1 protein-coding gene is annotated in these 14,115 nt (G+C 66.2%); it reads right to left on the reverse strand.

Translation table 11 applies throughout. The features are described from left to right. Positions 1-50: 50 nt before the first annotated feature. Positions 51-13,970, reverse strand: a complete 13,920-nt coding sequence (locus CH292_RS01735; RefSeq protein ID WP_094653848.1) for a non-ribosomal peptide synthetase — start codon at positions 13,968-13,970, stop codon at positions 51-53. Between the last annotated feature and the right edge of the window lie 145 nt (positions 13,971-14,115).

Genomic DNA, 14,115 nt, shown 5'->3' on the forward strand with positions numbered 1-14,115 from the left:
GACGACGTTACTGCGCGGTAAGGTCCGCCCGGCCGGGCCGAGACGCCGCCCTAGCCGCGCCCGAAAGCTCGTTCGCCTGCAGTCACCCGAGCCTCTCCGATCGCACGTGCCGCGGGTTCGCCCTCGGTCGGTGCGTCGACGAGAACGACGAACTGGAGGTCCTCGGACTCTTCCTCGGACAGCTCCTCGACTCGATCCGCGGTGACGAACGCATGCGTGACCCAGTCGTCCAGGACCGCATCGCTCAGCGAGACGCCGGCCGCTGGTACCACCCACGCCGCGCCGACGAGAGCGGACGACAGCAGTGTGGACAGATGCCAGAGCCGTCCCGCAGCGACATCCGCGAGCACCCGGGACTCGAACGTCATCGACAGTCGTGCATCCGCGGCGAGCAACGACGCCACCAACTCACTCTGGGCGATCACGAACGGCTCGGTCGCTCGATCGTCGACCACGACGACAGCCGCGTCGTCGACGGCGAGCAGTCGGGTGCGCGCAGAGTACGCAATCGGACGACGCGATGCGGACTGCACGGCGTCGGACACCGCGGGATCGTCGAGCGCAACGAGCTGCGCACCGTCACTCTTCTGAGAGTCGGAGGTGCCGATCACCCACGTCGCATCCGCGCTCGTGCCGAGTACCGAAGCGGGTGTGTCCGCCTCCGACACCACCACGGCGGCACCCGCGAACACGACCGCAAGCACGGTCACTACCCAATCCACCGACATCGCGACGTCGACGACCACGCGATCACCGGGCCCGACACCGCGGTCGACCAGGACACGCGCCAGCGCGGACGACCGTCCTTCGATGTCGATGTAGGACATCTCGTCACCGTTGTCCACGACCGCGGGAGCCTCCGGATCGAGCTCGACCACGGATCCGATCACCTGCGGCAGCGACCGTTCGACGGCGACCGCCGTGGCGTCGTTCGCCCCAGCCGAGGTCGTCTGCGCGTCGGTTCGAGCCCTTTCCTCGTCGGACATGATCTCGATATCACCGACGATCACGAACGGATCCGACGCGACAGCGGTGAGGATGCGCGTCAGTCGGTCTGCGAACGACGCCGCAGTCTGCTCGTCGAACAGGTCGGTGGCGTACAGCAGCGAGCCGAACAGTCCGGCAGGTTCGCCGGCGTCGTCCATCCTGGACTCGACGGTGAACTGCAGGTCGAACTTCGCGCCGAGCTCGCCCGCCTCCAGGCCTTCCACCGAGAGTCCCGGCAGTTCCAACTTCACCCGTTCGAGGTTCTGGAACGACAGGGCAACCTGGAAGATCGGGTGGCGTGCCTGAGACCGTGCCGGCACCACGGCGTCGACGATCTCCTCGAACGGCAGGTCGGCGTTCCCGAATGCACCGAGGTCGACCGACCGCACGTCGTCGACCAGACCGGAGAACGTTCCACCGAAGTCGACTTGGGTGCGCAGCGCGAGGGTGTTGACGAACATGCCCACGAGATCGTCGAGTTCGGCGGCTCCGCGTCCCGCCACCGGGGTTCCGACGACGATGTCGCTGCTGCCGCTGAGACGGCCGAGAAGAACAGCCAGACCAGCGTGCACGATCATGAACAGCGAGGTGCCACGATCGCGCGCGAAGTCGATCAATCCTGCTTGCGCCGCGGGGTCGACATGGAACGGCGTCGAGTGCCCTCGCATCGACTGGGTCGGCGGACGCGGACGGTCGGTCGGTAGATCGACAGCCTCCGGAATTCCCGAGAGGGTCTGCTTCCAGTAGTCGAGCTGTGTCGACGCCGGCGATCCCCCAACGGTCGTGTCGCCGAGCACCTGGCGTTGCCACAGTGCGAAGTCCGCGTACTGCACGGGGAGCGCAGTCCACATCGGTGGGGTGCCCTGCGTCCGGGCCGAGTAGGCCACCATGACATCCCGGGCGAGCGGCGCAATCGAGGCGCCGTCGGCGGAGATGTGATGGACGACGAGGGCAAGCACGTGCTCGGTCGGGCTCAGCTGAACCAACCCCACACGAACCGGTACCGTCGCCGCGACGTCGAATCCTCCGAGAACCAGCTGGGCGACTGCCTCGAACGCCTCTTCTTCACCGTCGACGACTGTGGGACGCAGGTCGAACACGACCTCCTGCGGTGACAGGATCTTCTGCTCCGGACCGTCGGTGTCCGACGGGTAGGTCGTACGCAGCGTTTCGTGGCGAGCGACGACATCGCCGATCGCCGCGGCGAGCGCATCCTGGTTCAGCTCGCCGGTCAAACGCACCGCGAGGGGGATGTTGTACGCGCTCGACTCCGGGTCGATGGTGCTCAGCACCCACATCCGCTGCTGCGCCAGCGACAGCGGCAGCCTCGCCGGACGCTCGGTCGCGACCAGAGGTGCCCGGCTACCCGTGCCGGCCAGACTCTCGACTGCGGCGGCGAAGGATTCGACCGTCGAGAAATCGAACAGTGTTCTGACCGGAATCGACGCATCGAGCGCCGCGCCGACGCGGGACACGACCTGGGTAGCGATGAGCGAGTTGCCGCCGAGGTCGAAGAAGTTGTCGTCGAGACCGACCCGTTCGAGCCCCAGGACCTCGGTGAAGACACTGGCAACCGTGACCTGAGCCTCGGACGTCGGTTCACGGAACTCCGACAGCTGGGGCGCCGGGTCCGGCAGCGCCTTGCGGTCGAGCTTGCCCGCTGAGCCGAGGGGGAACTCGTCGAGCACGACGAACGCCGCGGGCACCATGTACTCGGGCAGCGACTCCGCGACGGTGCGCCGGATCGCGTCCACGTCGACGACTCGACCTGCTGCGGGAACGACGTAGGCGACCAGCCGGTCACCACGGACCAGAACGACCGCCTGTCCAGCCGAATCCGATTGCAGCACAGAGGATTCGATCTCTCCGAGTTCGATGCGCAATCCGCGCAGTTTGACCTGGAAGTCCGACCGTCCGATGTACTCGATCTCGCCGGCGGAGTTCCACCGCACGAGGTCGCCGGTGCGGTAGAGCCGCGCGCCGTCGACGCCGAACGGGTTCGCGACGAATCGGTCCGCGGTGAGATCGGGGCGGGACGAGTATCCGCGCGCCAGTTGCACGCCACCGAGATACAACTCGCCGACCGCGCCGACGCCGACCGCGTTCAGTCGCGCGTCGAGAACGTACACCTGCGTGTTGTAGACCGGTCGACCGATCGGGACGGCGGCGATATCAGCTTCGGAGACCTCGTGGAAGGTGACGTCGACAGCCGCTTCCGTCGGTCCGTACAGGTTCACCAATCGGGTGGACGGAAGAACCTCGGCGAGAGCACGCGCCGTCGACGTCGGCAAGGCTTCACCTGACGAGAACACGATCCGCAGAGACCTGTCCGACGCCGCAGACGGCTCGGCGGCGAACACCCCGAGCATCGACGGAACGAAGTGCGCCACGCTCACGCGTTCCGCGGCGATCAGCTCTGCGACGTACTTCGGATCACGGTGCCCGTCCGGCCGTGCGATCACCAGTCGAGCGCCGATCTGCAACGGCCAGAACAGTTCCCACACGGACACGTCGAACGTCGTCGGCGTCTTCTGCACCACGGTGTCGTCCACCGTCAGCTCGTACTCGTCCTGCATCCACACCAGACGGTTGACGATCGAACGGTGCTCGACGACGACGCCCTTGGGCTTTCCGGTGGAACCGGAGGTGAACAGAACGTACGCGGGATCCCGAGGCGTGAGTGCTCCCGTGCGCTCGGCGTCGGTGAGGGGACGGTCGGGGTGGACGGTCGTGTCCACGTCGTCCAGCACGACCACGTCGTCGCCCGCGAGTTCTCCGCGATCACGCGTCGTCGTCAGGGTCAGCGCGGTGGCCGCAGTGTCGAGGATGTAGGAGATTCGCTCGGTCGGCTGCGACGGATCGACCGGAACGTACGCGGCCCCTGCCTTCAGCACCGCGTAGATGCCGACCATGAGCTCGATCGACCGGCCGACCGCTACTGCCACCGTTCCGCCCGGACCGACGCCGCGCTCGACGAGGTACCGCGCGAGGCGGTTGGCACGCGAGTCGAGTTCTCCGTATGCGACGGCCTCGCCTTCGTAGGTCAACGCCACTGCATTCGGCGAGATCGACACGCGTGACTCGAACATCGAGACCAGCGTCGCCGACGGATCCAGATCGTGATCGGTCGAGTTCAGCTCCACCAGCAATCGGCTTCGCTCCGCGTCGTCGACGAGGTCGATATCACCGACGACGACCGAAGGATCAGCCGCGACCGCACCGAGCACCGTGACGAACTGCGCGGTGAGTAGTTCGATCGTCGACGCGTCGAACAAGTCGGTGGCGTAGACGATTTCGGCCTCACGGACCGGTGCGCCGTCGAGGCCTGCAGTGGGCTCCCCGACAGTTACCTGAAGGTCCATCTTGGCCACCGCGGCGTCGAAGTCGATCGACGATGCCTTCAGACCGGGTAGCGAGAACGAGGTGGATGCGAAGTTCTGGAACGTGAGCAGCACCTGGGTCAACGGGTGTCGTCCACCGACTCGCGGTGGATCGAGAACCTCGACGACACGCTCGAAGGGAACGTCCGCGTGTGCAAAGGCGGACAGGTCCGTTTCGCGGACGACCTTCAACAGGTCGACGAACGTCGAGGTTCCTGCCACCGGCGTTCGAAGCACCAACGTGTTGACGAACATTCCGATCACGTCGTCGAGCTCGGCTTCACCGCGACCGGCGATCGGAGTGCCCACCACCACGTCGGATTCACCGGACACCCGCGACAACAACACGGCCAGCGCACCGTGCACCACCATGAACGGAGTCACGCCGGCACGGGTTGCCACGGAATCGATGGCTGCCACCGTCTTCGCGTCGATGGTGAAGCGGTGGGCGGCACCCCGCCCACTGGCCACGGCGGGACGGGAACGATCGACCCGTAGTGCCGGCTCGTCCGGAGCATCACGCAACCGTTCGAGCCAGTACCGTTCCTGGGCAGCCATGGGTGACGTCGGATCGTCCGAGGACCCCAGTACTTCGCGCTGCCACAACGTGTAGTCCGCGTACTGCACCGGCAGGGGCGACCATCCCGGCTCGTCGCCTGCTCCGCGCGCCACGTAGGCCGTCACCACGTCTCGGATCAACGGCATCATCGAGAAGCCGTCGGCAGCAATGTGATAGGCGACGACGACCAGCACGTACTCGTCATTGCCGAGGTCCAGCAGCCGAATTCGAACCGGCACCGACCGGGTGACGTCGAATCCTTCGGACACGATCGTGGTCACCGCAGAGACCACGTCGGCCTCGGAGACCTGCTCCACCCGGAAGTCCGGTCGAACAGCCGTGGCAGGAAGGACCATCTGGATTCCGGTTCCGGAAGATTCCGGGTACACCGTGCGCAGACTTTCGTGACGAGCGACGACATCGTCGATCGCTGCACGCAACACATCGACGTCGAGTGCACCGCTCAATCGCACCGCCGCCGGGATGTTGTTCACCGCCGACTCGGGCTCCAGACGGTTCAGGAACCACATGCGCTGCTGCGCAGGCGACAGTGGAATGCGGTCCGGTCGCGGGCGGGGGGTCAGAGCGGGGCGGGCGCCGGAGCCCGACTCCACGCGTGCCGCAAGGGATTCGACCGAAGACGCATCGAAGACCATGCGTACCGGAACTCGACTGTCCAGGGCGACTCCGAGTCGGGACACGAGCTGAGTCGCAACGAGCGAGTTGCCGCCCAATTCGAAGAAGTCGTCGTCGAGACCGACCCGTTCGAGACCGAGTACGTCCGCGAAGACGTCTGCGACGATCTCCTCGATCGGTGTGCGAGGTGCTCGGAACTGCGTGGCATGGACCGTCGGGGCGGGAAGCGCCTTCCGGTCCAGCTTGCCGGAGGTGTTCAACGGGAACTCGTCGAGCGTGAGGATCGCACCGGGAATCATGTAGCGAGGCAGCGCCTCGGCAAGCGAATCGCGCAGTTCGTCGATGTCGATGTCGGTGTCCTCGGCGGACGCAGGAACGACGTATCCGACGAGTTGGTCACCGGTGTTCGTCTGCACCACCGCAGCGGCGGACAAGCCCACCCGCGGGTGGGCAGCGAGCGCGGCCTCGATTTCACCCAACTCGATACGTTGCCCACGGAACTTGACCTGGAAATCGGTGCGACCGATGTACTCGAGCGTGCCGTCGGATTGCCACACCACGAGGTCGCCCGTCCGGTACATCCGGCTGCTGGCCGAGGACGAGCGAGACACGAACGGATTGGCCACGAATCGATCGACCGTCAGGTCGACTCGACCGTGGTAGCCACGCGCAAGCTGGACGCCGGCAAGGTAGAGCTCGCCCGGAACTCCGACCGGGACCGGCCGGAGTCGTGAATCGAGCACGTAGACAGCGGAATTCCACTCGGGTCGCCCGATGGTGACAGCCGAGCCGATCGCGGTGTCGGTCACGTCCGCGTACGTGATCGACACGGCCGCCTCGGTGGGGCCGTACAGGTTGTGCACCCGCGCGTCCGAGACTCGCGCGAAGTCACGGACCGCTTCTCCGGGAAGAGCTTCACCGATGACGAAGATCTGCTGCACGGACCGAAGCGCCGCACGTCCTACCGCCGATGCGAACACCGACAGCATCGTAGGAACGAAGTCCGTGACCGTCACGTGTCGCTGCGAGATCAACTCGGCGAGGTAGCGGGGGTCGCGATGACCATCGGGGGTGGCGAGCACCAGTTGTGCTCCCACTCTCAGCGGAAGGAAGAATCCCCAGAGCGAGACGTCGAACGTCGTCGCGGTCTTCTGCAGATACACGTCCGACGCGTCGAGCGAGTACTCGGACTGCATCCATTCCATCTGGTTCACGATCGCGCGGTGACTCACTGCTACGCCCTTGGGACGGCCGGTGGACCCGGACGTGAAGATCACGTATGCGACGGACTCGGCAGACGCACGAGAACGCGGCAGGACCACGTCCTTGCCGCCCCGGAACTCGGCCGGCGCGGAGTCCACGTCGATCACTCGGACGGCCCCGGGAGGTGTGAACAGGTCCCGACCGCGCACGAGGACGCAGACCGGTTGTGCGGCACCGAGTATGTAGTCGATTCGCTCCACCGGGTGATCGGGGTCGATGGGGACGAAGCCTGCGCCCGCACGCAGCACCGCATACATTCCGACGACCAGGTCGATCGATCGGCGCATCGCGATGGCGACCAAAGCGTCGGGCCCCGCGCCTGCGTCCACCAGCACGCGCGCGAGTTCGTCCACCCTCGCGGCGAATTCGCCGTACGTCAGAGAGTCGTCCTCGTACACCACCGCGACGGCGTTCGGTGTCTCGCGCGCGGCGTCGGCGAACCGGTCGAGCAGCATCGCATCGTCGACGGTTCGTCCGGTCTCGTTCCATCCGGCAACGAGCAGCTCCGCCTCGTCCGCAGCGACCAGCTCGATATCGCCGACGATCACCGTCGGCTCGTCGGTGATCTGCTCGAGAACGCGGAGGAATCGCCGTTCGAGCGTCTCGACGGACGCCGGATCGAAAAGGTCGGTTGCGTAAGCGAATTCGACGGACCATCCATTGCCGTCGACCGGCTCACTGACCGCGACCTGCAGATCGAACTTGGCGATCCCGGCGTCGAAGTCGACTGCCGACACGGACAGATTCGGCAGCTCCAACGAGGATCGGCCGAGATTCTGGAAGAAGAGCGCTACCTGGAAGAGTGGGTGACGCGCCGCGGACCGAGCCGGATCGAGTATCTCCACGAGGCGTTCGAACGGTAAATCGGCGTTGGCGAATGCCGCGAGATCCGTGCGGCGCACCGTGTCGAGCAGGTCCTCGAAGGATGCCGCGGTATCCACGTCCGTTCTCAGGACGAGGGTGTTGACGAACATACCGATCATGTCGTCCAGCGCTGCGTCGCCGCGGCCGGCGATGGGCGCACCGATGGCGATGTCCGACGTTGCCGACAGTCGTGCGAGCAGGACGGACAACGCAGCGTGCACCACCATGAACGGAGTGGCTCGGTGCTCCTGCGCGGTCCGTTCCACGGACGCGCGAAGCTCGCCGGAGACCTCGAATCGGTGGGTTCGACCGCGATTGCTCGCCACGGCCGGACGGCGACGGTCGAACGGCAGATCCAACTGAGCAGGGAGCCCGGCGAGCGCGCTCTGCCAGTAATCCTTCTGCGCGGAGATGATCGAATTCGGATCGTCCTCGGAGCCGAGCACTTCCCGCTGCCAGAGCGTGTAGTCGGCGTACTGGACGGCAAGTGGTTCCCAATCGGTGTCCAGCCCTGCCGCGCGTGCGGTGTAGGCCCGGACGACGTCTCGCGTGAGCGGACCGAGCGAGTACCCGTCCGCGGCGATGTGATGGACGACGAACACCAGAACGTGCTCGGTCGACGACACCTCGAACAGGCTCGCGCGGAACGGCGCTCGCCCGGTGACGTCGAAACCGGCGAGCACGGTCTCCTCGATCGCTGCCGGAAGCTCGTCGGCGTCTATCGGGATGGGGGCGAGGTCGGGGATGACAGCGCGGGTCGGCACGACTTCCTGGCTGCCCACCCCGTCCACCTCTGGGTACACCGTCCGCAGAGATTCGTGGCGGGCCAGTACGTCGGCGACCGCGACGTGCAGTGCATGTCTGTCCAGCAGGCCGGACAACCGGATCGCGACCGGGATGTTGTTGACCGCCGACTCCGTGTCCAGTCGGTTGAGAAACCACATGCGCTGCTGCGCGAGGGACAGTGGCACACGATCGGGCCGCGGACGCGGGACGAGAGGTACCCGTGCCCCACCGCTTGCCTCGCTCTCGATTCGTGTCGCCAGGGCTGCGACGGTCGAGGTTTCGAACATCAGTCGAACCGGAACCGTCGTGTTCAGCGCAGCACCCAGCCGTGACACGACTCGTGTGGCGATCAACGAGTTTCCGCCGAGCGCGAAGAAATCGTCGTCGACTCCTACCCGTTCGGCCCCCAGCACCTCACCGAACACGCTCGCGACGATCTCCTCGACGGGGGTCGACGGCGCGCGGAATTCTGCCGCTTCCACCTGCGGTTCGGGTAGTGCTCCACGATCCAGCTTTCCGGCGGAATTGACCGGGAACTCGTCGAGTTCGACGATCGCGGCCGGCACCATGTACGACGGCAGTTCACGTCGTAGCGTCTCTCGCAGTTCGGCCGCGTCCACACGGTCGCTCGCCGGCGACGCGACGTAGAGCGCTATCCGGTCGTTGCGCACGACGGCAACTGCATCCGCGACGCCGGGAACGGTGCGGGCGACAGCGTCGATCTCGCCCAGTTCGATACGCAGTCCTCGCAGCTTCACCTGGAAATCGGTTCGGCCGATGTACTCGAGGTCGCCTCGTTGGTTCCAGCGCACGAGGTCGCCGGTGCGATACATCCTCCCGCCGCCGAACGGATCGGCGAGGAACCGGTCGGCGGTCAGATCGGGTCGACCGTAGTACCCGCGCGCGATCTGCCGTCCGGACAGATACAGCTCACCTGCGACACCTACCGGTACCGGATGAAGACTGCCGTCGAGTACGTACGCAGCCGTGTTCCACACCGGGGTGCCGATGGGTACGGATGCGTCAGCTGGAGCTTCCGCGCCGGAGACCGAACGGGCCGTCGCGTGAACAGTGAATTCCGTTGGGCCGTAGAGGTTGTGCACCGATGCGTCGGTCACTTTCGACAGTGCGGTCACCGTCGAGGTCGGCAAGGCCTCCCCGGCCAGTTGGATCAGGCGGAGAGCCGAGAGGTCGCGGCCGACCGACTCTCCCAGGAACGCACCGACCATCGACGGCACGAAGGACAGCGCGGTGATTCCCTCCGATTCGACCACATCCACCAGATAGGCCGGATCACGGTGACCGTCCGGAATCGCGACGACGAGTCGCGCCCCGGATGCGAGCGGCACGAACAACTCCCACACCGAGACGTCGAAGGTGAACGGCGTCTTCTGAAGCACCGAGTCCTGACTGCTGATCCCGTATTCGGCCGCGAACCACGCTGTCTGGTTCGCTGCGGCCGAATGCGATACGGCGACGCCCTTCGGCCTGCCGGTCGAACCGGAGGTGAACACGACGTAGGCGACGTTGTCGCCTCGGGGCGCTCGGCGATCGACGTCGGACAGCGGGGCGCCCGACAACTCGGACAGACTCAGTCCGTCGAGGCGAACGGTCTCGGCGACTCCACCGGCCACATCGGCGTCGGACGTCGTCAGTACGACGGAGGCACGCGAGGTCTCGAGAATGTACCGGTTCCGTTCGGCCGGCTGGCTCGGGTCGATCGGTACGTACCCACCGCCGGCCTCGAGTGCCGCGTACACCGCGACCATCATGTCGAGCGAGCGTGGAATCGCAACCGCGACCAACACTTCCGGACCGACGCCCCGTCCGAGCAGGTACCGCGCGAGCCGAGCGACACGGGAGGCGAACTCGGCGTACGTCAGCGATTCGTCACCGAACTGCAGTGCCTGCGCGTGCGGAGACTCCGCTACTGCCCGATGGAACCCGTCCAGCAGGGTGACGTCGGCGACGACGTGGTCGGTCGCATTCCACTCGTGCAGCACCCGAGTCCGCTCGGACTCGTCGACGATGTCCACGGACGCCACCGGCAGATCGGGCGTCGAAACGGCCGAGTCCAGCACGAGGAGGAACCGTCGCGCCATGTCCGCGACCGTTGGTTCGTCGAAGAGATCGGTGGCGTAGGTCAGATCGAGCGACCACCCGTCCCCACGATCGGACACGGTCACCTGCAGGTCCGTCTTCGCGACAGCGGTGTCGAACTCCACGCCTGACACCGTGAGACCGGGGAGCCGAAGATCGGTCGAACCGACGTTCTGGAACACCAGGAGGACCTGGAAGAGCGGATGACGGGCCTGCGACCGAGCCGGGTCCAGAACCTCGACGAGTCGCTCGAACGGTACGTCCGCGTGCGCGAAGGCGTCGAGATCGGTGTCTCGGACGGAATTCAACAACTCGGTGAAGGTCCGGCGGTCCTGAACGTCGGCTCGCAACACCAACGTGTTGACGAACATGCCGACCAACTCGTCGAGTACCTGCTCCCCTCGTCCCGCCACCGGGGTCCCGACCACGATGTCCGACGTGCCCGACAGCTTCGCCAGCAACACCGAGAGTGCGGCGTGCACCACCATGAACGGGGTAGCGCCTCGGCCCGAGGCCAAAGTCTCGACCCTGCGCCGCATCTCGGCGTCGACGAAGGCCGAGAAGTTCGCGCCGCGGCCCGACGCCACGGCCGGTCGACGTCGGTCCGAGGGCAGATCGAGTTGGACCGGACTATCGGCGAGTGCGCCGATCCAGAATCGTTCCTGTTCGGCGATGAGCGAGTTCGGATCGTCGTCCGATCCGAGTACCTCTCGCTGCCACAGCGAATAATCGGCGTACTGCACCTCGAGTGGCGCCCATTCCGGCGCCGCCCCTGCTGTGCGCGCCACGTATGCGGACACGATGTCCCGGGTGAGCGGAACCATCGAAAAACCGTCTGCTGCAATGTGATGCGCGACCACGACGAGTACGTGTTCGCTCGACTCCAGTTCCAACAGTGTCAACCGGACGGGAACCTCGGACGTCACGTCGAAGCCTGCCGACACCAGCTCGACGACTCGGTCCAGAACGGTCTGCTCACTCACGACGACGGTCTCGAGTTCCGGAGTGCGGTCACCCATGTCCGCGACGACCTGACGGCCCACACCGTCGGTGTCGGGGTACAGCGTTCGAAGCACCTCGTGGCGTTGGACCACGTCCTCGACTGCCGTGGTCAGCGCATCCTTGTCCAGTTCGCCGGACAACCGGATCGCGACGGGGATGTTGTCGACGGCCGACGTCGGGTCCAGTCGATTGAGAAACCACATGCGCTGCTGTGCCATCGACAGGGGGACGACGTCGGGGCGTTCACGCCGAGTCAGGGGCACGGAGGTGGCCGATGTTCCCGACGCCAGTGCACTCTCCACCGACGCGGCGAGTCCCGCAGCCGTCGGAGTGTCGAAGAAACCGCGGACGTCGACCTTGACCTTCGAGTCCGCGTTGACGCGAGCGACCGCGCGCGTCGCGCTCAGGGAGTTGCCGCCCAGAGCGAAGAAATCGTCGTCGACGCCTACTCGGTCGACACCGAGAACGTCCTCGAACACGGCGACGATCGCGCGCTCGACGTCGTTCTCGGGGGCGCGGTACTCGGTCGCCAGGTCCGCGGAGCCGGGCACGGGAAGTGCCTTACGATCGAGCTTTCCGCTGGCGTTCAGCGGAAACTCGTCGAGCGCGACGAACACGGCCGGCACCATGTAGTCCGGCAACGTGCCGCGAACTCCGGCCGCCAACTGCTCGGAATCCGCCGTGCCCGTCGAGGTGACGACGTACGCCACCAATCTGTCGTCGACTCCGTTGTCGGACTCGTCGGAGACGACGACCACCACGGCCTGGCGAACCTCGCCCAGCGTGAGCAGCGCTGCCTCGATCTCGCCGAGCTCGATACGCAGACCGCGAAGTTTGACCTGGAAGTCGGTGCGTCCGAGGTAATCCAGCACCCCGTCGTTGTTCCACCGCACGAGGTCGCCGGTGCGGTACATCCGCTCGCCGGACGAGGAGTTCACGTTCGCGACGAAGCGGTCGGCCGTCAGATCCGGGCGGCCCAGGTACCCACGCGCCAATTGCACACCCGACAGATAGAGCTCACCCGGTACCCCGGGCGGCGTCGGGTTCAAGCCTTCGTCGAGTACGTGCAGTTCGGTGCGCGGCACCGCCGATCCGATCGGAACGGACACCGCGTCGGCACTGTCGGTCCGGTGGAAGGTCACGTCGACGGCGGCCTCGGTCGGGCCGTAGAGGTTGTGCAGTTCCGCGTCGAACAGCTCGTGGAACCGGCGAGCGGAGCTGGCCGGAAGTGCCTCGCCGGACGCGAACACCTGCTTCAGTGCCGGCAGGCTGTCTCGCTCGTCCGAACCGTCGAACTGGCCGAGAAAGACCGTCAACATCGAGGGCACGAAGTGAGTCGTGGTCACCCCGTGCGCACGCATCGTGTCGGCGATGTAGGCGGGGTCGCGATGACCGTCCGGCGCCGCGATCACCAACCGTGCCCCTGCCTGCAGCGGCCAGAAGAACTCCCACACCGATACGTCGAACGTGAACGGTGTCTTCTGCAGAACGACGTCGGCGTCGGACAACGGGTACGCTGCCTGTCGCCAATCGAGGTTCGCCACGATTGCTTCGTGCGAGACGGCGACACCTTTGGGTCGTCCCGTGGAGCCGGAGGTGAAGATGACGTAGGCGGTGTTGCTCGGACGTGCCGGGCCGAACGGCCGCTCGGCGTCGGTCAACGGGTCGGACGAGTAGTCGTCGAGCGGCTCGGTGTCCACCGACAGAACCGGGATGCCGTCCGGCAGCGCCACGTGCTCCCCCGACGAGGTGAGCACGAGCAGCGGCTCGGCGATGCCGACGACGTAGGCGATTCTCTCCGCAGGGTGACCCGGATCGATGGGGACGTAGGCGCCGCCCGCCTCGACGATCGCGTACATCGCGACCACAAGGTCCACGGAGCGGGAGATGGACAGGCCGACTCGAACATCGGGGCCGACCCCCAGTTCGACGAGTCGGCGAGCCAAGCGATCGACGTGAGAGGAGAATTCGCCGTACGTCAGGGTCCGGCCGTCGAATTCGAGGGCAACGGCGTCCGGAGTGCGGTCCGCGCGATCGCGGAAACGGGTGGCCAAGGTGACGTGTTCCCCCACACCCGTCTGTAGGGAGTCCGAGCCGAGAACCGAACGCACGTCGCTCACGATTGCGGCGACGACGGACTCCAGACCACCGTCGGCCGACTCGACGGCTCCCGGAGCGAGCGTCGACAGCGCAAGCGGAACGAGGGCGTCGGCGCCGAGAACCCCGCCCATGGCAGCATCCAGATTCGTCAGCTCCAGTTGGACGGCACCGTAGGACACGACATTGCCGCCGATGTCGACGGTCCTGTCGGGCTCGGCCGCGACGACACGGTCGACGAGCCCAGGTAGATCTTCGATCGCCGTCGAGTGCGAACCGGATCCACCAGACACCATCTACTTCTCCTCCTGATCACGACACGCGTCGAATACCCGGTCGATTATCCCTACTCCCACGACAGCAGCCGACGTCCCCCTCTCCCGCCGAGGAATTACTCGGTGGGGACGTCAGCTGTCGTCGTGGGTCAGCTGTCGTGGTGGT

The sequence above is a fragment of the Rhodococcus sp. 14-2470-1a genome, from assembly GCF_002259425.1.
In the GTDB taxonomy this organism is placed as follows: domain Bacteria; phylum Actinomycetota; class Actinomycetes; order Mycobacteriales; family Mycobacteriaceae; genus Rhodococcoides; species Rhodococcoides fascians_E.